This window comes from Pseudomonas sp. Marseille-Q8238, from assembly GCF_965111915.1.
Map to the genome: position 1 here is coordinate 1,962,180 of NZ_CBCOPI010000001.1, position 19,551 is coordinate 1,981,730.

The following is a 19,551-nucleotide window of genomic DNA, read 5'->3' on the forward strand; positions in this document are numbered from 1 at the left end:
CATCCGTTTTTGGGGGGATGAATGAAGCGCCGACTAGGCGCCCCGATCCACCTTGCATCAGGCTTCTGCGGCTTCGACCTCCACCAGCACCTGGCGATTCTTCACCTGGTCGCCCTGGCTGACCTGTACGCGGCGAATCACGCCGTCGATCCCGGCCTTGAGCGGGTGTTCCATCTTCATCGCTTCCAGGACGACCAGCAGTTGGCCTTTGCTGACCTGTTCCCCTTCGCTGACCAGTACGTCGACGATCGCACCGTCCATGGGTGCCTTGACCGTGCCCGAGCTGGCGGCATTCTGTCCACCAGCGGCCTCATGGGTAGCGTCGATAAGTTCCAGGTTGCCGGCCTGGCCGTACAGCCACAGGCGCTCACCGGCCAGGTGATAGGCGCGGCGTTGGCGAATACCGTCCAGCTCGAGGGTCGCCCAGCGGCCATCGCTGTCTAGCAGGCGCAGTTCGACCTGGATATCGCCGACCGTGGCGCGCAGCTGTGGCTGCTCGCCGGACGCCACGACCTGCAGCTCGACGGCGTATTTCTGTTCGCCCTGCTTGAGGACAAAGTGCCAGGGCGCACTGCCTGCGTTACGCCAGCCGGCCAGGCCGCTCTGGTGCGCGCTGGCAGTGGCCGAGGCCTGATAGAGCAGGGCGGCGGCGCTGGCCAGTTCAACCGCGCTGGGCGCCTGTGGCGTGAGGCTGGGGTCGTCAGAGAAGTGTTCGCCGATGAACGCGGTGGTGGCGTTTCCGGCGGCGAACTCCGGGTGTTTGAGCAGGTTGGCGAGGAAGCGCTGGTTGCCGTTGACGCCGAGCAGCACGCAGTCTTCGACCGCACGTGCCAGCTTGCGCCGGGCTTCGTCGCGGGTGGCGCCATAGGCGATGACCTTGGCCAGCATCGGGTCGTAGAACGGGGTAACGGCCTGGCCTTCGACGAGGCCGTGGTCGATGCGGATGCCGTCGAGCAAGGCCGGTTCCCAGCGCAGTACATCGCCGGTCTGGGGCAGGAAGTTATGGGCCGAGTCTTCGGCATACAGGCGCACTTCCATGGCATGGCCGGTCAGGCGGATCTCGTCCTGTTTGAGTGGTAGCGGTTGGCCTTCGGCGGCGCGGATCTGCCAGGCCACCAGGTCCTGGCCGGTGATTAGCTCAGTGACCGGGTGCTCGACCTGCAGGCGGGTGTTCATTTCCAGGAAGAAGAATTCGCCGCTGGTGTCGAGCAGGAACTCCACGGTGCCAGCGCCGACGTAGTTGACCGACGCTGCGGCCTTCACCGCGGCCTCGCCCATGGCCTGGCGCAGTTCGGGCGTCATCACGGGGCAGGGCGCCTCCTCGACCACCTTCTGGTGGCGGCGTTGCACCGAGCAATCGCGCTCGCCAAGGTAGACGATATTGCCGTGCTGGTCGCCGAACACCTGGATTTCCACGTGGCGTGGCTGGATCACCGCGCGTTCGAGAATCAGCTCGCCGGAGCCGAAGGCGTTCTGCGCCTCAGAGCGGGCGGTGCGGATCTGCGCCAGCAATTCGCTGGATTCGTGTACCAGGCGCATGCCACGGCCACCGCCGCCGGCACTGGCCTTGATCATCAGCGGGTAACCGATGTGCTCGGCCTCGCGGCTCAGGGTGTCGTCGTCCTGCGCCGCGCCTTCGTAGCCGGGAATGCACGGCACGCCGGCTTCGAGCATGGCGATCTTCGACAGGCGCTTGCTGCCCATCAGGTGGATGGCTTCCACGGTCGGGCCGATGAAGACGATTCCGGCCGCCTCGCAGGCGCGGGCGAAGTCGGCGTTTTCGGAGAGGAAGCCGTAGCCGGGGTGGATGGCATCGGCACCGGTCTTCTGCGCGGCGGTGATGATGTTGTCGATCACCAGGTACGATTGGTTGACCTGCGCCGGGCCGATGCACACAGCTTCGTCGGCCAGTTGCACATGGCGCGCGCCGGCGTCGGCCGCGGAGTACACCGCCACGGTGCGATAACCCAGGGCTTGTGCGGTACGCATCACCCGGCAGGCGATCTCGCCACGGTTGGCGATCAGAATCTTGTTGAATGCAGCCATCTTGTTCTCTACTCCTGCCGTTCAAACCGCTGTGGTTTGCGTAGGGTGGATGTCGCGTTATCGATCCACAGGGCGGTGTTCGGGTGGATGTAGAAAGCGACATCCACCCTAGGGGTTACCGTCGGCAATGCCGCTCGGTCCAATCCATCATTGGGCCCAGGTTGGTTTGCGTTTTTGTACGAAGGCCAGGGTGCCTTCCGTGCCCTCGTTGCCCAGCACGGCGTCGGCGAACTGGTTGGCGGCATGGTCGAGCACGGTGCCGAGCGGTTCGGTCTCGGTGGCCAGCAGCAGGGCCTTGGTCGCCGCATTGGCGCCCGGCGCACACTGGCAGACCTGCTGCAGGCTCTGTTCGAGGCGTCCGGCCACGGCCTGGTCGTCGTTTTCGCAGAAGTGCACCAGGCCCAGGCGTAGCGCTTCGGTGCCGTCAAAACGGGCGGCGGTCAGCGCCAGGCGACGGGCTTGGGTCAGGCCGATGCGCTTGACCACGAAGGGGGCGATCTGCGCCGGCAGGATGCCGAGGCTGGTTTCCGGCAGGCCGTATTTGGCGTCCTGACGGGTAATGGCGATGTCGGAGACGCAGGCCAGACCAAAACCGCCGCCCAGCACTGCGCCTTCGAGCACGGCGATCAGCACCTGCGACGCGCACTGGGCTTCTTCCAGCAGGCTGCCGAAGGCCCGGTTGAGATCACGGTAGGCATCGTTGCCGCGTGCCTTGGCACTGGCCATGTCCTTGATGTCGCCGCCCGCGCAGAAGTGACCACCGGCGCCACGCAGCACCAGAGCCCGAACCCTGTGGTCATGGCGCACGGCTGCCAGCACGGCACGCAGTTCCTCGACCATCGCCAGGCTCATGGCATTGCGGCTTTCCGGGCGGTTCAGGGTGACGTAGAGCACGCCTTCACGCTGTTCCAGCAGCAGGGTTTCGCAGTTCGGTAGGGACATCTTCATCGCTCCGTTGAAGCAGGGTGGGTGCGGTCTGGGTCTTTGTCAGCCCGGGCTTCACCCATCCAGCGACCTGTTCGTTCCGGCTCCCGGGTGGAGAGCCTGTAGGGTGGATCACGCTTTAGCGATCCACCGTGCAGCCTTTGGGTGGATGTAAAAAGCGCCATCCCCCCTGCGTGTCGCGCTATTTCTTCTTGCCGGGCAGGGTGCCCATCAGTTTGCAGATGATGCCGAGCATGATCTCGTCGGCGCCGCCGCCGATGGAAACCAGGCGGGTGTCACGGTAGGCGCGCGATACCGGGTTGTCCCACATGAAGCCCATGCCGCCCCAGTATTGCAGGCAGGAATCAGTGACTTCACGGCCCAGGCGCCCGGCCTTGAGCTTGGCCATGGAGGCCAGCTTGGTCACGTCGCGGCCTTTGACGTACAGCTCGGTGGCCTGGTAGACGAGGGCGCGCAGGGATTCGATCTCGGTCTGCAGCTCGGCCAGGCGGAAGTGGATGACCTGGTTGTCGATCAGCGCGTTGCCGAAAGTCTTGCGCTCCTTGCAGTACTCGATGGTGCTGTCGACGCACTGTTCCAGGCCCTTGATCATGTTGGCCGCGCCGAACAGGCGTTCCTCCTGGAACTGCAGCATCTGCATCATGAAGCCTGCGCCCTCGTGGCCGATGCGGTTGCGTTGCGGTACGCGCACGTTGTCGAGGAACACCTGGGCGGTCTCCGAACTGCGCATGCCGAGCTTGTCCAGGTGCGGGCTGACGCTGATGCCGGGAGTGTTCATCGGCACGACGATCAGCGATTTGTTGACGTGGGGCTTGTCGTCGCTGGTATTGGCCAGCAGGCACATGAAGTCGGCGGAGGGCGAGTTGGTGATCCACATCTTGCTGCCGTTGATCACGTAGTCGTCACCATCTTTCCTGGCGGTGGTTTTCAGCCCGGCGACGTCGGAGCCGGCGCCGACTTCGGAGACGCCGATGCAGCCGACCATGTCGCCGGCGATGGCCGGAGTGAGGAATTCCTCACGCAGCTCATCGGAACCGAAGCGGGCCAGGGCCGGGGTGCACATGTCGGTCTGCACGCCGATGGACATCGGGATGCCGCCGCAATGGATGGTGCCGAACTCTTCGGCAGCGACGATCGAATAGCTGTAGTCCAGGCCCATGCCGCCGAATTTTTCCGGCTTGGAGATGCCCAGCAGGCCGAGGTCGCCGGCTTTCTTGAAGATCTCGTGGATCGGAAATTTGCCGGCCTTTTCCCACTCGTCGACATGCGGGTTGATTTCCTTGTCGACAAAGTTACGGACGGTGCGGCGAAGCTCTTCGTGTTCCTGAGTAAAGATCATTGTTCTTGTTCTCCTGGGCAGTTACAGGCGGGCAACGCCAAACGTGTTGGATTTGAGTGGGCGTACAGCAGCTTCGGCGCAGATGTCCAGCAGGAAGCCAAGCAGCTTGCGCGTGTCGCGTGGGTCGATCAGGCCGTCGTCCCACAAGCTGGCCGTGCCGTACAGCGCAGTGGATTGGCTGTCGAGCTTCTGTGCGGTGGCCATTTCCAGCATGTCGAGCATCTTCGGGTCGGCTTCTTTGCCTTCCTTGCGATGCTTCTCCTCGGTGACGATGCGCAGCACCTTGCCGGCCTGGGCGCCGCCCATCACGGCGGTCTTGCTGTTCGGCCAGGCGAATATGAAGCGGGGGTCGAGGCCACGGCCACACATCGCGTAGTTGCCGGCGCCGTAGGAGCCACCGACGACGATGGTCAGCTTCGGTACGCGGGCATTGGCCACTGCCTGGATCAGTTTGGAGCCGTGCTTGATCACACCGTTCTGTTCCGACTCGGTACCGACCATGAAACCAGTGGTGTTGTGGAAGAACAGGATCGGCGTGTTGCTCTGGTCGCACAGCTGGATGAACTGCGCTGCCTTGGCCGCGCCTCGCGGGGTGATCGGCCCATTGTTGCCGATGAAGCCGCAGGGCTGGCCTTCGATGGCCAGGTGGCCGCAGACGGTCTGGCTGTCGAACTCGTTCTTGAAGTCGAGGAAGGCCGAACCGTCGGCGATGCGTGCGATGATTTCGCGTACATCGTAAGGCTTCTTCGCATCCGCCGGGACGATGCCGAGCAGCTCTTCGGCCGGGTACAGCGGCTCGCTGTAGGCCTTGCCCGGGCGTGCCGGCAGCTGCGCGTTCCACGGCAGCATGGCGGTGATCTCCCGGGCCAGGCGCACGCCGTCGGCGTCGTTCTCGGCTAGGTATTCGGCGGTACCGGCGACCTGGGCGTGCATCTCGGCGCCACCCAGTTCTTCATCGGTGGCCACTTCGCCAGTGGCAGCCTTGAGCAGCGGCGGGCCGGCGAGGAACATTTTGGCCTTGCCACGCACCACCACCACGTAATCGGACAGGCCCGGCTGGTAGGCGCCCCCGGCGGTGCTGGAGCCATGCACCACGGTGATCTGCGGAATGCCGGCGGCGGACAGGCGTGCCTGGTTGGCGAAGGCGCGGGCACCTTCGACGAAGATATCGGCGGCGTAGGTCAGGTTGGCGCCACCGCTTTCGGCGAGGGTAATGAGGGGGAGCTTGTTGTCCGCGGCGATCTGCTGCAGGCGCAACGACTTGCGCAGGCCAGTAGGGGAGATGGTGCCGCCCTTGATCGCACTGTTGCTGGCACTGACCAGGCAGCGCACGCCCGCTACGTAGCCGATACCGGCGATGATGCCGCCGCCGGCCTGGGTGCCGTCCTTGTCGTCATGCAGCTTGTAGCCGGCCAGCGAGGACAGCTCGAGGAACGGGGCACCGGGGTCCAGCAGCAGGTTGAGGCGTTCGCGTGGCAGCAGTTGCCCGCGCTTGATGAACTTGGCTTTGGCCTCGGCGGCCTTTTCCAGCACCTTCTCTTCGACATCGCGGAAGCTGGCGATGGCGGCGAGCATGGCGTCGCGGTTCCTGGCGAAGTCCTCGCCATGCACATCGATGTCGGACTGAATGACGGGCATCGATTTACTCCTTCAATACAGCAGGCACATAGGCCCGGTGGAAGCCGTTGTAGGACTCGCTCTGTTTCGCCTTGCCCAGGCTCCAGGCACGGGTGCCCTGGCTGGCGGCGCCATCGATGCGGATGGTGTTGCCGCTGATGAAGTTGGCGCCGGGGGTTAGCAGGAAGACGATGGCCGCAGCCACTTCCGACTCGGTGCCGATGCGCTGCAGCGGCACGTGATCCTTGAGCGAACGGATCATGGTTTTCATCGACTCGGGATAGGTGTCCATGCCGCTGGAAGCGATCCAGCCCGGCGCGACGGCGTTGACCCGTACCCCGGCGTGGCCCCATTCGTAGGCGGCGGTCTTGGTGAAATTCTCCATGCCGGCACGCGCGGCGCCCGAGTGGCCCATGCCGGGCATGCCGCCCCACATGTCGGCGAGCATGTTGACGATGCTGCCGCCGTGCTTGCTCATGCTCTGCAGGAAGACTTCCTTGGCAATCAGGAAACCGCCCACCAGGTTGGTGCGCACTACGGTTTCGAAGCCTTTCTGGTTGATGCCGATCAGCGGCGCAGGAAACTGGCCACCGGCATTGTTGACCAGGTGGTGGATCTGCCCGTGCTCGTCGATCACCGCCTTGATCATGGCTTTCACGGCTTCTTCTTCGCGGATATCGCACACCTGGAAGCTGGCGCTGCCACCGTCACCGACGATTTCAGCCTGGGTGGTCTCGAGCTTTTCCAGCTTGCGCCCGACCAGCACCACATGGGCGCCCAGATGGGCCAGTTCGTGGGCCACGCAACGGCCGATGCCGCTGCCGCCACCGGTGACCAGGATAGTCTGGCCGCTGAACAGGCCGGGTTTGAAGACGGAGTCGTAGCTCATTGTTGTTGTCCTTCGACCTCGTTATGGGCGCCACCTCGTCAAGGTGGTGCGCTATTGAGTGGGTTGTAGGGTGGGAACCCGTGAAGCGTTTTTCACCAGAAGCCAGTGGATGGATGAAGCGTCATCCACCCTACGACTAGCATCTACAGGGTTTCTGCCAGCGCTCGTGGCACCGGCACCGGAAATTCCAGCAACTGTTGGGCGAAGGCCTTGCCCTGTGGGTCGATACGCAGGCTGGCCACGCCACCGCCACCCAGGGCGTTTTCCAGCAGGAAATTCAGGCTGTGGCTGCCGGGCAGGTACCAGCGTTCGACACGGCCGGTCTGTGGGTCGAGCACATGGTTCATCCAGTCGACCACGGCTTCCTTGCCCAGCGCCTCGGAGATCCACGGCAGGTATTCGGGCTGGCGTGCCACGACGCCGATGTTGCTGTGATTGCCTTTGTCGCCGGAGCGAGCCACGGCCAATTTGTACAGGGGCACGCTGCTGTCGGCTGTGCCCTGCGGGCGTGGTGGTTGCACGGCCTCGGCCAATTGCTCGGGGCTGAACCTGTCCAGTGGCGGCAGCTCAACAGGTTGGCGTTGCTCGCCCAGGCTGACTTCCAGGTTGCAGTTGCCTTTGTCGGTGAGGAAGGAGAACAGGCGGATCACCGGGTAAACGGTGGGACGCCCGCCGACGATGCCGGTCAGGCCCGGTGCCATGCCGGTGGCCGCCTGGGCGATCTCGCGGGAGAACACCACCAGCGCTTCCTTCTTGGCGTGGCGCACGGCCAGTTTGATCACCACTTCACGGGTGTCCTTGCGTTGCCCGTGTGGGCCGTAGGTGGCCTCGCTGCCCAGCAGCTCGATATTCACTTCCCGATACGGGCCCCAGCCGCGCTCGGCGAAGATCTCCTCGGTCTTGGCAATGATCGCCCGGCTGACCCGATCGGCCTTGGCGACGGCGTCGATCCCGGCAATCAGGCAACTGGCGGTGCAGCGGAAGCCGTCAGGATAGGTAGCGCTGACCTTGTACTGATCGGTGGGCGGCAGGCCCCGAGCGCCACTTACCGAGACGCGGTTTTCGCCGACTTGCCGCAGCTCGACTTCGGTGAAGTCGCAGATCACATCGGGCAGGTAGTAGGCACGCGGGTCGCCGATCTCGTAGACCATCTGCTCGCCAACGGTAAGCGGAGTCACCAGGCCGCCTGTTCCGGCGGGTTTACCGACGATGAAGCTACCGTCCGCGCTGACCTCCAGCACCGGGAAGCCAATGTGCTCGTAGTCCGGTACATCGCGCCAGTCGGTGAAGTTGCCACCGCTGCACTGCGCGCCGCATTCGATGATGTGCCCGGCCAGGGCCGCCTGGGACAGCTTGTCGTAGTCGCTCCAGGCCCAGCCGAATTCGTGGACCAGCGCTGCGCTGACCACGGCGCTGTCGACCACCCGGCCGGTGATGACGATGTCGGCACCCAGCTTGAGTGCGTCGACGATACCCGGTGCACCCAGGTAGGCGTTGACCGACACGCACATCGGCGGCAGTGGCGCGCCGCTGAACATCTCGCTGACGCCGGCCTTGGCCAGTTCACCGAGTTTCGGGTGCAGGTTGTCACCGTGCAGCACGGCGATCTTCAGGTTGACGCCAGCCTTGTCACAGGCCGCGGCGAGCGCTGTTGCGCAGGCTTGCGGGTTGACCCCGCCGGCATTGCTGATCACGCGGATGTTCTTGCTGGCGATGTCCTGCAGCAGCGGGGCGAGCACGTCGACGAAGTCGGTCGCATAACCCTCATCCGGCTTCTTCATCTTGGCTCCGGCCATGATCGACATGGTGATTTCGGCCAGGTAGTCGAACACCAGGTAGTCCAGCTCAGCGCCTTTGACGAGCTGGGCGGCTGCGGTGGAGGTGTCGCCCCAGAAGGCGGAGGCGCAGCCGATGCGGATGGTCTTGCTCATGGTCGGTATTCCATCGACGACAGAAGGTGATAAGACATTACCAAGCAAGCGCTTGGTTGAAAAGCCTTTGTGACAACTTTTCACCCAAGCGCTTGCTTGGGTGGCTTGTGGCCCGTAAATTTCGTCCACCACTTCTAAAGGCAGGCCAGCTCAGGCCTGTGTGTTCAACGGAGAAGCAAGTTTGGACGATCACAAGGCCCGCGCCGTGATGCAGCAACTGGTTGCCAGTGGCCAGGTCACCGACCCTGAAAGTGCCCGCGGCAAGCTGCTGCAGACCGCTGCTCACCTGTTTCGCAGCAAGGGTTACGAGCGCACCACCGTGCGTGACCTGGCTGGTGCGGTGGGCATTCAGTCCGGCAGCATCTTTCACCACTTCAAGAGCAAGGACGAAATCCTGCGTTCCGTGATGGAAGAGACGGTGCGCTACAACACTGCATTGATGAACGCCGCGCTGGCCGAGGCGAGCGACCTGCGCGGTCGCGTGCTGGCGCTGATCCGCTGCGAGCTGCAATCGATCATGGGCGGTACCGGCGAGGCCATGGCCGTGCTGGTCTACGAATGGCGCTCGCTATCGGAGGAGGGGCGCGCACATATCCTGGCCCTGCGCGACACCTACGAGCAGATCTGGCTCGACGTGCTCGGCGAGGCGCGCAAGGCTGGCTATGTGAAAGGCGATCCGTTCATTCTGCGCCGCTTCCTTACCGGTGCGCTGAGCTGGAGCACCACCTGGTTCCGCCAGGACGGCAAGATGAGCCTCGATCAATTGGCCGAAGAAGCCCTGACCCTGGTTATCAAGGAAGGCTGAGAGCGCTGCTATCCCAGCGTAGGGGTAGGGGGGCTAACCAGAACCCCCACCACTGCGAACTCAGTGCGTCACACAAAGAGTCGCATCAGCTAAGCCAGCCGTAAGGGATAGCTCAACAGCAGCATGTGCGTCAGATTGACGGCGCCATGCAGGACAATGGCCAGGTGCAGGCGGCCGCTGTAGTGGAAGGCCAATCCGTAGCCCAGACCTGCAACAGCGGCGACCAGGGCGAACAGTGGGCTGAACGGGATATGGGCCGCACCGAACAGGGCTGCGGTCAACAGCACGCCTGGCCAGGCGCCCAGGCGTTTCACCAAACAAGGCTGTAGCCAGGCGCGGAACAGCAGTTCTTCCGCCAGCACCGCTACGCTCAGGTTGATGAGCAGCCACAGCCACAACCCGTCCGGCCATTTCGGCTGCCAGGCGACCAGCCCGAGAGCCAGCGCTAGCGTTGGTACCACGATCAGCGTTGCGATCATCACGTGCCAGGCTTTGCGCAGAGAGAGGCTGTGTTGGGGGCGTTGCCCAAGCCACCAGGCCAGCAGCGTCAGGCCAACCAGCAGTTTGTCCCAGGAAAGGCGGATGGTGACGGGATCGGCATCGAGGCTGAAACGCTGCGGTAGGGCCAACGTTGTTGGCAGGAAACCCGGGACCAGGTGCGCGGCGAGCGCGATGCTGATTACCAGGCCAAGCAGCCACCAGAGCCATTGTGGTCGGCGGTGATCGTCCAGTAGCACGATGGCGATGAATAGCGTGGCAGCCAGCAGGCCAACGGGTTGGATGAAGTCGAGCGCGACGCCAAGGCCAAGCGCCAAGGCGGGAAGCAGCAGGCGAAGGTGCAGGGGAACGCTGGAGTTCAACGGTCCGCGGCGTCCTTGGCATCCTGTTCGGCATTGCGTTCATGAATGCGCTTGAGCTGATCCTCACTCAACGGCAGCTTGCGCGCACTGTCGCGCAGTAATAACAGGCTGCCTAAAATCGAGCCGAGGGCCAGCGCAATGATCAACCAGGCATACCAGGGCATGCTGCTCTCCTTGAGTAATGAGGCCTCACCATAGCGCCCGGCGAGGCGTCTGTCAGTGGCCGCTGTGTGGGCTGACGCAAAACTGTCATCTACGGCTCCTAAGCTCGCCTGGCGAGTTTCTATAGGGGAATGACATGAATATCAGCATCCATGAAGTAACAGGCCGTGGCTGGATCGTGACGTTGGGCGAGTGTTCCATTGATTTCTCCACCCGCCAGTCGGCATACCAGTTTATCGCGCGTCTGCAGCAACGGCTCGATGCACCTCACGTACTGCCGGTGTTCGATCTGCCTGTTGCTGACACGCTACCGCCCCCCGTACTTGAACAGACCGCATAACCGCTACGGTCGTTCAGGCGTTCGCTAGCGCGACAACGTGATAGCCAGATGAATCAGGCGAGCGTTGTCTGAAGAGGGGGAGTTGGTATTTTTAGAGTAATAACTCTAAATTGCCTGGCATTGTTCACTCTTGTTCAGGACGTGCGGATATGGGCGATACCCTGCAGTTTGCCGATGGCATGTTTCGTTGCCCGGTAACTTTCTATCCGGTAGCCGGTGCGACACGTACCATCATCGTGCTTCCGGCGCTCGGTGTTGTGGCGCGCAAGTATGTCGGGCTCGCGCAGTTGCTGGCCAAGGCGGGTAACAATGTCCTGGTAGCCGATTGGCCCGGGCAGGGCGAAAGCCAGCCGAGGCCGAGCTGGCGTTTCGACTATGGCTACCGGCAACTGGTCGACGAGTTCCTGCCCAAACTACTGCGCCTGGCCGATGAGCAGTTCCCGGGTACGACGCCGGTGCTGCTCGGCCACAGCCTGGGTGGCCATATTGCGACGTTGTATGTAGCGGCAAACCCGCAGGGCACGGTGCGTATGGTTGGCGTTGCGTGCGGCAATATCCATTACCGTAACTGGCGTGGCCTGCGCGCGTTGATGACGCCCACCGTGGCAGTAACCTTCAATGTGCTGACCAGCGTACTTGGCTATTTGCCTGGGCGGCGGATCGGGTTCGGTGGGCATGAGGCTCGCCAACTGATGCGGGACTGGGGCCGTGTGGCGTTCAGTGGTCACTACAACCACCTGGGGTTGGCGCTGACACCCGCGAAGAGCAACGCTGCTTCTTCACTGTTCATCCAGATCGAAGGCGATAACTTTGCGCCGCCGGCTTCCACGCTGGCCCTGGCGAAACTGGTGCAGGATGAGCCGCAGATCGACCTGCTGCCATCTCCGCGCCCTGCACGGGAGAACGCCCACAGTGCCTGGTTGAGGGCGCCGCAAAGTGTGGCGGACCACGTCAATCGCTGGCTGCTGACAGTGGCTTGAGCTGTATCTGCAAAAGTTGCAACGCGGTGCGTACGAACGCCCTTTGTTCGTCGGTGGCGATGGCGGCCTGCCAGTGAAACAGCATGCCGTTCACACCAATGGGCTTTACCAGTAGACCGCTTTCATCCCCGCGCAACTGTCTGCGCGGCAGCAGGCTGATGCCAATACCTTTGCGCACCAGCTCGATGATGGTGGGGATATCCTGAATGTGTTGCAGCGAGCCCAGCTCGATATTTTGTGGGTGCAGGTAGCGACGGTAGAGAAAGGACTGCTCCAGTTCGAAGTGATAGAGCAGGTCGACGCCTTGCAGATCGGTTGCCTTCAACCAGGGCTTGCTGGCCAGGGCGTGGGTGGTTGGCACGATGACGACCATTTCATCGGCATTCAAATCCAGGTATTCGACGCCGCTGGCGGGCACTGCCTCGCCGAGGATGGCAAGGTCGCAATCATGTTGCTGCAGGCTGTGAAGCAGGTCTGGCACCTGTTTGACCTGTACTTCGATATGCGGAAAACGCTCGCGGAAATCCAGCAGAAAGGTTGGCAGCCAGTCGTTCAGGTGCATGCGATCGATAGCCAGGCGCAGCCGGCCTGAAGCGCCCTTGGCATAGCGCAGCAGGTGTTCTTCGAGCACGGCCACATCGCCAAGAATACGCTGGGCGTGATCGTTGAAAGCCTGGCCGGCCTCCGTCAGCAGCATGGCTTTCTGCGTGCGCTGAAACAGTGCCAGCCCCAGGCGACCCTCCAGTTCTGCCAACTGCTTGCTCAGGGCCGGTTGCGAGATGAAGAGCGTCTCGGCGGCCCGTGTGAGATTACCGGTCTGGGCGATACTGCGGACCAGGCGAAGGTGTTTCATTTCCAGACGCATGAAGAGTGCTCGTTTCCCTGGCAGGACTGCCGCTGCCATCTTCGCCAGTGTTTCGGCGGCGAGCAAGTCAGCCAGGGTCAATCGAGCAGGCGTGCCGGGATCAGATCATGGCGCGAGTCCGTCAGGCGGCGAATGGCGACCTGGCAGGCGCCTGTCACCGTCGGGTCGGCCCGTGAGCGCACTACCACCAGGCTCCCCCCTATTTTCTTCAACAGGGCGCGGTCATATTCCATCAGGCGATGGCAGGCGGCGACATCGCCCGTACCTTCCAGCGAGCAAGGAAAACGGATGGCGCAGTGGGCTGTGTCATCCTCCATATGTTCCACCTGCCAGAACTGCGGCAGGCCGAACAGGCGTATCCATTCCTGGGCAATGGCCAGCGTTTCCTGCTGCACCTGGCCATTGTTCTTGCGCCAGACGATGCTGGCCAGCAAGCGGGCGATCCAGCGGGTGCGCCAGTGCCAGCTGCCGCGCGACAGCGGCCCGGTGAACCCGTTGATCCGTTGATAGAGCGCGATCTTGCGCTGCTCCGTAGACATGGCGTTCTCCTCAGGCCAGCAGGAGCAGCGTGACCGCCAGTAACAGCAGCATGGTCAGGCCATGGCTGACCTGGCGCAGCAGCAACAGTCGCCCCAATACCCCGACGCAGTACAGGACACGTACCACGACGAATGCGCCGCCGAGCAGGGCAACCAGTGTATGGGTGGCTTGCCCCGTGGTCTGGGCAAAGTAGAGCAGGATGATGAAGGGCAGCGACTGTTCCAGGCTGTTGCCATGGGCGCGCATGGCTGCTGTAAGCGCCGCGTTGCCGCCATCGCCAAAGGAGATGCGATAACGCAGGCGCAGGCGCGAGATGTTCAGGGACAGGGCGATCAGCAGCAGGGAAAGCGCAGCCGCGGTGTAGATGCTGGCAAGCATGGGGCCTCCGGTATTGTTATGAGTGTCTGGCCCGCAAGAGAGTAGGGAGAGGCGTTTGCGAAGTAAAAGAGCCAGTGCTCATGACCTTGATGCCCTGTGGTTATGGGGTTTGCAGGCGTCATGGTCTGGGTGGTCGTGCGATGGGTTGGTATGGACCGCATCGAGGAATTATGTGGGGCTGATCGTGATGATCGTTGCCGCGAGCGTAGCCGGTGCTTACAGCTCGGCTACGCCAGGTCATTGAAGGGGGCGATCAACCGCGTGGACGGCTGCCGGTGCGGGTCTGAGCTTCCTCCACGTATTCCTTGAGCCAGCGCAGCACGGTAACCGCCTCCCAGCGTGCCGGGTCGAACAGCGCATAGGCGAGGCCCTGGTAACCCACCACATCCAGTTGCTTGTGATAGCCGGCTCTTTGCAGCAGGGCCTCGATTTCAGCGAAGCAGGTGTTGAAGTGCACCCGCCTGAATGGGGTCTTGCTGCCAGTCACCAGTCCTTCGAGATGCAGTTCGGCGACCATGGGGCGAATACTTTCCAGGGGTGTCTGGTTCACTTTGTTCTTCAGCTGCAGTACGTCCAGCATCATCCTGCTCCTGTTGGCTGCGGCCTTGCGCACCTGTCGCATGGTCATTTCTGTTGGGCGCCAAGGGTAAACGAAAAATACTGTACAAATAAACAGTATTCGATAATAGTACGGCTCATGCACTGCTGAATCAGTCTTGCCTCCTGCCGGGAGGCTCGCCGAAAAGAGGAGCCGCACTATATGCACCACAGGTTGATGACAATTTTGCTGTTCGCCCTGCTGACAGGTTGTGCCCAGCCGCAGCTTGAGCAGCCCAAAGCCAATGGTGCCTATCTGGTGATTGACGGGAGCGAGGCCTGGGCAGTGCTGGTTTCTGATGGCAAGCGGATCGAAGAGCACGGCACCGTGCTGGACGTGGTCAAGCTGCCAGGGCAGCACACGCACATCTCCGCCAGTTATGTGATCGAAACGCCGAACTGCGGCAAGGTGCAATGGCTGACAGAGCGCCAGGGCAGCGCAGAGGGGGAGGTCACGCGATTGTCACGGGATTACAACGAGGAGTTGGACAGGCCGGGCTGTGTAATCGCCCGTGGTCTGAGCCGTGCCTGGACGGCGCTGGATTATTCCGGTTGAGGGCAGGGCGGCGGTATATGCCGCCGCCCATGCGTTACGCGACAGGTGTCTTGCGCGTTTTGACGGTGACGGTCGGCAGCAGGCCATCGGCACGGAACATGGCCTTGATACCGCGTACCGCCTGACGGATGCGGTCCTGGTTTTCGATCAGGGCAAAGCGCACATGATCGTCGCCGTAGTCACCGAAACCGATGCCAGGTGAAACGCAGACCTTGGCTTCCAGCAGCAACTTCTTGGCAAACTCCAGCGAACCCAGATGGGCATATTGCTCCGGAATCTTCGCCCAGATGTACATCGAGGCCTTGGGGTTCTCGACCATCCAGCCTGCCTCATGCAGGCCCTTGACCAGCATGTTGCGGCGTTGCCGGTATTGCTCGGCAATATCACGCACGCATTGCTGGTCGCCTTCCAGGGCAGCAATGGCCGCAACCTGCAAGGGGGTGAAGGTGCCGTAGTCGTGGTAGCTCTTGATCCGCGCCAGAGCGCTGACCAGTTCTTTGTTGCCGACCATGAAGCCCACGCGCCAGCCGGCCATGTTGTAGCTCTTGGACAGGGTGAAGAACTCCACGGCAATGTCCTTGGCGCCCGGCACCTGCATGATCGACGGGGCCTTCCAGCCGTCGTAGACGATGTCGGCGTAGGCCAGGTCGTGTACCACGAGGATGTCATACTGCTTGGCCAGGGCCACCACGCGCTCGAAGAAGTCCAGCTCCACGCACTGGGCGGTCGGGTTGGACGGGAAGCCAAGAATCATCATCTTCGGCTTCGGAATCGATTCACGGATCGCACGTTCCAGCTCGGCGAAGAAATCGATGCCCGGTACCAGCGGTACGGAGCGCACCTGGGCGCCTGCGATCACGGCGCCGTAGATGTGGATCGGGTAGCTGGGGTTTGGTACCAGCACGGTATCGCCATGATCCAGGGTTGCCAGCATCAGGTGCGCCAGGCCTTCCTTGGAGCCGATGGTGACGATGGCTTCATCATCAGGGTCGATCTCCACGTCGTAACGGTCGGCATACCAACGCGAAATGGCGCGGCGCAGGCGCGGAATGCCACGGGAGGTGGAATAGCCGTGGGTGTCGTCACGCTGGGCGGTGGTGCAGAGCTTTTCGACGATATGTGGCGGCGTGGCGCCATCGGGGTTGCCCATGCTGAAGTCGATGATGTCCTCGCCACGGCGACGAGCAGCCATCTTCAGTTCGGCAGTGATGTTGAAAACGTAGGGGGGGAGACGATCGATGCGCGCAAAGCGGCGCTTAGCTTGGTCAGCCATGCTTTCCTCTGATACGTAAGCGCCCGGAACCGTCCGAGCGACGTTGGCCAGTGCGCTGGCCAGGCGGCGAAGATAATCGCAGTGGTGCGTCTTTGTCGAGCCCCGCAACAGTGCCTTTGTCTCCACTGGCGCACGTAGAGGGGAGGGCGTCAGTTGGGTTGGGTTTGAGTGAATGTTTTTACTGCTGCGAATTGGGCGATATTGCTATGCGGGCTACAAAGTAAAACCCCGCCGAAGCGGGGTTTGTGAGGAGCGATTAGCGCTCCAGCATCTGTTTGACGGAGGTCTGGGGAATCTGTTGCTGGCGACCTTCGCTGTCCTTGAATTCGATCATGCCGGTATCGTCATCCAATACGGGTTTGTTACTGCTGGTCAGCATCTGGCCATCGGTTGTGGTGATGATGTATTCGCTGGAGCACCCAGCCAGGCTGACGGCGCAGAGCACTGCAAGAATCCAGTGTTTCATGAGACAGCTCCTCAGGATGAAGAGAGCCGTGAAAGCCGGCTCCTGTACTCAAACTAGTCGCTGAGCGAATTGCTGCAAGTACCAGAAAGAAAAAGCCCCGCACTAGGCGGGGCTTTTCTGACGCAGAGGCGCTTAGGCTTGAACGACCGGGATCTTGGCGTTCGCAGCTGCTTCGCGGAACTCGGCGATCTGGTCGAAGCTCAGGTAGCGGTAGACGTCGGCAGCCATGCTGTCGATGTCCTTCGCGTACCCCATGTACTCCTCGACGCTCGGCAGTTTGCCGAGAATCGAAGCGACTGCTGCCAGTTCGGCAGAGGCCAGGTACACGTTGGCGCCATCACCCAGACGGTTCGGGAAGTTACGGGTCGACGTCGACACCACGGTGGAGTTGGAGGCGACGCGTGCCTGGTTACCCATGCACAGCGAGCAGCCCGGCATTTCCATGCGTGCGCCAGCCTTGCCGTAGATGCCGTAGTAGCCTTCTTCGGTCAACTGGTGGGCATCCATCTTGGTCGGCGGCGACAGCCACAGGCGCGTAGGGATACCGCCCTTGACCTTGTCCAGCAGCTTACCGGCAGCGCGGAAGTGACCGATGTTGGTCATGCACGAGCCGATGAACACTTCGTCGATCTTGTCGCCGGCAACGGTGGACAGCAGGCGAGCGTCATCCGGGTCGTTCGGAGCGCACAGGACCGGCTCGGTGAGCTCGGCCAGGTCGATCTCGATGACTTCGGCGTATTCGGCGTCCTTGTCGGCTTGCAGCAGTTCCGGATTGGCCAGCCATGCTTCCATCGCTTGGGCGCGACGTTCCATGGTGCGCGCATCGCCGTAGCCTTCGCTGATCATCCAGCGCAGCAGGGTGATGTTCGACTTCAGGTACTCGGCAATGGCTTTTTCCGGCAGCTTGATGGTGCAACCAGCGGCAGAACGCTCGGCAGAGGCGTCGGACAGTTCGAATGCTTGCTCGACGGTCAGGTCGTCCAGGCCTTCGATTTCCAGGATACGGCCGGAGAAGGCGTTGATCTTGCCTTTCTTCTCGACGGTCAGCAGGCCTTTCTGGATGGCGTAGTAAGGGATGGCATGCACCAGGTCACGCAGGGTGATACCAGGTTGCATCTTGCCCTTGAATCGCACCAGAACGGATTCCGGCATGTCCAGCGGCATGACGCCGGTGGCGGCAGCGAAGGCGACCAGGCCAGAACCGGCCGGGAAGCTGATGCCAATCGGGAAGCGGGTGTGCGAGTCACCACCTGTACCGACGGTGTCCGGCAGCAGCATGCGGTTCAACCAGCTGTGGATGATGCCGTCACCAGGACGCAGGGACACGCCGCCACGGGTGCGGATGAAATCCGGCAGGGTGTGGTGGGTGGTGACGTCGATCGGCTTCGGATAGGCAGCGGTGTGGCAGAAGGACTGCATGACCAGGTCAGCGGAGAAGCCCAGGCACGCCAAGTCTTTCAGTTCGTCGCGGGTCATCGGGCCCGTGGTGTCCTGGGAGCCGACGGTGGTCATCTTCGGTTCGCAGTAGGTGCCCGGACGGACGCCTTTGCCTTCCGGCAGGCCGCAGGCCTTGCCAACCATCTTCTGCGCCAGGGTGTAGCCCTTGCCAGTGTCGACAGGTGCTTCCGGCAGCTTGAACAGGTCGGTTGGGCCCAGGCCCAGCTCGGCGCGAGCTTTTTCGGTCAGGCCACGGCCAACGATCAGCGGAATACGGCCGCCAGCGCGAACTTCGTCGAGCAGTACCGGGGTCTTCAGTTCGAAGGTGGTGATGACGTCGTCGGTGCCGTGCTTGGTCACTTTGCCGGCGTACGGGTATACGTCGATCACGTCACCCATGGCGATGTTCGATACGTCGAACTCGATCGGCAGGGCACCAGCGTCTTCCATGGTGTTGTAGAAGATCGGGGCGATTTTCGAGCCGAAGCAGAAGCCGCCAGCGCGCTTGTTCGGAACGTAAGGAATATCGTCACCGAAGAACCACAGCACCGAGTTGGTGGCGGATTTGCGCGAGGAGCCGGTACCAACCACGTCACCGACGTAGGCAACCGGGAAGCCTTTGGCGCGGATCTCTTCGATCTGCTTCAGCGGGCCGATGGCACCTTGCTGCTCAGGCACGATGCCGTCGCGAGCCATTTTCAGCATGGCCAGGGCGTGCAGCGGGATGTCCGGGCGCGACCAGGCATCAGGAGCCGGGGACAGGTCGTCGGTGTTGGTTTCGCCGGTGACCTTGAAGACGCTGAGGCTGTACTTCTCGGCAATTGCAGGCTTGTTGGTGAACCACTCGCCATTGGCCCAGGACTGCAGAACGCCTTTGGCGTTGGCATTGCCGGCCTTGGCTTTCTCGGCTACGTCGTGGAAGGCGTCAAACATCAGCAGGGTGTGCTTGAGCTGTTCGGCAGCGGTGGCGCCCAGCTCGGCGTCATCGAGCAGCTCGACCATGGTGGCGATGTTGTAGCCGCCCTGCATGGTGCCGAGCAGTTCAACAGCGCGTTGCTTGGTGATCAGCGGAGAGGTGGCTTCGCCTTTGGCAATGGCGGAAAGGAAGCCGGCCTTGACGTAGGCAGCCTCGTCGACGCCTGGCGGTACGCGGTTGGTGATCAGGTCGACCAGGAATGCTTCTTCGCCGGCTGGCGGGTTCTTCAGCAACTCGACCAGGCCTGCGGTTTGTTCGGCGTTTAGCGGCTGGGGCACGATACCCTGGGCGGCACGCTCTGCTACGTGTTTGCGATAGGCTTCAAGCACAGTTTTTACCCTCATCAGTGATCGCGAGGCGGCTCGCGACGCTCATCCAGAAAGCCATCGCACAGGGCGCCTCGGTACTTTTTGAGTACCTTGGCCTCTGTGTCGATAGCTTCATACAAGAAGCTGTTTTCAAAGTTTTACGCCGCAGGAACAGGGCGATGAGGGCTGGCGCAGGTCTTGAAGTGGATTCGAAGACCTGGCGCCAACGTCGTTCCTGGCG

At 62.3% G+C, this 19,551-nt stretch carries 19 protein-coding genes; 4 read left to right on the forward strand and 15 right to left on the reverse strand.

From position 1 onward, the window contains the following. Positions 1-57: 57 nt before the first annotated feature. From atuF to ACWPW0_RS09050, 6 genes are all read right to left on the reverse strand, one after another. The gene (atuF, locus tag ACWPW0_RS09025) at positions 58-2,046 is read right to left on the reverse strand and encodes a geranyl-CoA carboxylase subunit apha (RefSeq protein ID WP_454255109.1); all 1,989 of its coding nucleotides are present in this window, start codon (positions 2,044-2,046) and stop codon (positions 58-60) included. A 147-nt stretch (positions 2,047-2,193) separates the two neighbouring features. Next, positions 2,194-2,988 (reverse strand): enoyl-CoA hydratase/isomerase family protein, encoded by a 795-nt coding sequence (locus tag ACWPW0_RS09030; RefSeq protein WP_454255110.1) that lies wholly within the window; start codon positions 2,986-2,988, stop codon positions 2,194-2,196. 184 nt (positions 2,989-3,172) lie between these two features. Further along, positions 3,173-4,330 (reverse strand): citronellyl-CoA dehydrogenase, encoded by a 1,158-nt coding sequence (atuD, locus tag ACWPW0_RS09035; RefSeq protein WP_447590959.1) that lies wholly within the window; start codon positions 4,328-4,330, stop codon positions 3,173-3,175. Positions 4,331-4,351: 21 nt separating this feature from the next. Continuing rightward, the gene (gene atuC, locus ACWPW0_RS09040) at positions 4,352-5,968 is read right to left on the reverse strand and encodes a geranyl-CoA carboxylase subunit beta (RefSeq protein WP_447590960.1); all 1,617 of its coding nucleotides are present in this window, start codon (positions 5,966-5,968) and stop codon (positions 4,352-4,354) included. A 4-nt stretch (positions 5,969-5,972) separates the two neighbouring features. Beyond that, on the reverse strand, positions 5,973-6,836 hold the full coding sequence (locus ACWPW0_RS09045; RefSeq protein WP_454255111.1) for an SDR family oxidoreductase: 864 nt from the start codon (positions 6,834-6,836) through the stop codon (positions 5,973-5,975). A 143-nt stretch (positions 6,837-6,979) separates the two neighbouring features. Continuing rightward, the gene (locus ACWPW0_RS09050) at positions 6,980-8,767 is read right to left on the reverse strand and encodes an acyclic terpene utilization AtuA family protein (protein WP_454255112.1); all 1,788 of its coding nucleotides are present in this window, start codon (positions 8,765-8,767) and stop codon (positions 6,980-6,982) included. A gap of 181 nt (positions 8,768-8,948) precedes the next feature. Here ACWPW0_RS09050 and ACWPW0_RS09055 point away from each other — a divergent pair, with 181 nt between their 5' ends. Further along, positions 8,949-9,572 (forward strand): TetR family transcriptional regulator, encoded by a 624-nt coding sequence (locus ACWPW0_RS09055; RefSeq protein WP_447590963.1) that lies wholly within the window; start codon positions 8,949-8,951, stop codon positions 9,570-9,572. 89 nt (positions 9,573-9,661) lie between these two features. Here the strand turns inward: ACWPW0_RS09055 and ACWPW0_RS09060 are convergent, their stop codons facing one another. Together ACWPW0_RS09060 and ACWPW0_RS09065 are read right to left on the reverse strand one after the other, a co-directional pair. Then, positions 9,662-10,432 (reverse strand): CPBP family intramembrane glutamic endopeptidase, encoded by a 771-nt coding sequence (locus tag ACWPW0_RS09060; protein ID WP_454255113.1) that lies wholly within the window; start codon positions 10,430-10,432, stop codon positions 9,662-9,664. Continuing rightward, on the reverse strand, positions 10,429-10,596 hold the full coding sequence (locus ACWPW0_RS09065) for a DUF2897 family protein (protein ID WP_447590965.1): 168 nt from the start codon (positions 10,594-10,596) through the stop codon (positions 10,429-10,431). Before ACWPW0_RS09065 ends, ACWPW0_RS09060 begins: the two co-directional genes overlap by 4 nt. Positions 10,597-10,730: 134 nt before the next feature. Between ACWPW0_RS09065 and ACWPW0_RS09070 the strand changes: the two genes are divergently transcribed. Next, entirely contained in the window at positions 10,731-10,934 is a 204-nt protein-coding gene (locus ACWPW0_RS09070) for a hypothetical protein (RefSeq protein ID WP_454255114.1), read from the forward strand. A 149-nt stretch (positions 10,935-11,083) separates the two neighbouring features. After that, positions 11,084-11,914: an alpha/beta fold hydrolase gene (locus ACWPW0_RS09075; RefSeq protein WP_454255115.1), complete on the forward strand. Its 831-nt coding sequence runs from the start codon at positions 11,084-11,086 to the stop codon at positions 11,912-11,914. On the opposite strand, the gene ACWPW0_RS09080 is transcribed toward ACWPW0_RS09075, so the two are convergent. The 4 genes from ACWPW0_RS09080 to ACWPW0_RS09095 form a co-directional block, all read right to left on the reverse strand. Continuing rightward, on the reverse strand, positions 11,886-12,779 hold the full coding sequence (locus tag ACWPW0_RS09080; RefSeq protein WP_454255116.1) for a LysR family transcriptional regulator: 894 nt from the start codon (positions 12,777-12,779) through the stop codon (positions 11,886-11,888). The two genes, ACWPW0_RS09075 and ACWPW0_RS09080, sit on opposite strands and share 29 nt — an antisense overlap. 77 nt (positions 12,780-12,856) lie before the next feature. Further along, positions 12,857-13,318: a hypothetical protein gene (locus ACWPW0_RS09085; protein WP_454255117.1), complete on the reverse strand. Its 462-nt coding sequence runs from the start codon at positions 13,316-13,318 to the stop codon at positions 12,857-12,859. A gap of 10 nt (positions 13,319-13,328) precedes the next feature. Continuing rightward, a complete protein-coding gene (locus tag ACWPW0_RS09090) occupies positions 13,329-13,697 on the reverse strand; it encodes an MAPEG family protein (RefSeq protein WP_447590970.1) in 369 nt (122 codons plus the stop codon). A gap of 253 nt (positions 13,698-13,950) precedes the next feature. Continuing rightward, positions 13,951-14,277 carry a transcriptional regulator gene (locus ACWPW0_RS09095; protein WP_447590971.1) on the reverse strand — a complete coding sequence of 109 codons (327 nt, stop codon included), beginning with the start codon at positions 14,275-14,277 and terminating at the stop codon, positions 13,951-13,953. 180 nt (positions 14,278-14,457) lie between these two features. Between ACWPW0_RS09095 and ACWPW0_RS09100 the strand changes: the two genes are divergently transcribed. Continuing rightward, positions 14,458-14,850 carry a hypothetical protein gene (locus tag ACWPW0_RS09100; RefSeq protein ID WP_447590972.1) on the forward strand — a complete coding sequence of 131 codons (393 nt, stop codon included), beginning with the start codon at positions 14,458-14,460 and terminating at the stop codon, positions 14,848-14,850. Positions 14,851-14,884: 34 nt separating this feature from the next. Here the strand turns inward: ACWPW0_RS09100 and alaC are convergent, their stop codons facing one another. From alaC to acnB, 3 genes are all read right to left on the reverse strand, one after another. Continuing rightward, positions 14,885-16,123: an alanine transaminase gene (gene alaC / locus ACWPW0_RS09105; protein ID WP_447590973.1), complete on the reverse strand. Its 1,239-nt coding sequence runs from the start codon at positions 16,121-16,123 to the stop codon at positions 14,885-14,887. Positions 16,124-16,379: 256 nt separating this feature from the next. Next, complete coding sequence (locus ACWPW0_RS09110) at positions 16,380-16,589, reverse strand: YgdI/YgdR family lipoprotein (RefSeq protein ID WP_447590974.1); 210 nt, start codon at positions 16,587-16,589, stop codon at positions 16,380-16,382. Between the two features lie 132 nt (positions 16,590-16,721). Further along, entirely contained in the window at positions 16,722-19,331 is a 2,610-nt protein-coding gene (gene acnB / locus ACWPW0_RS09115; RefSeq protein WP_454256718.1) for a bifunctional aconitate hydratase 2/2-methylisocitrate dehydratase, read from the reverse strand. Positions 19,332-19,551 lie beyond the last annotated feature (220 nt).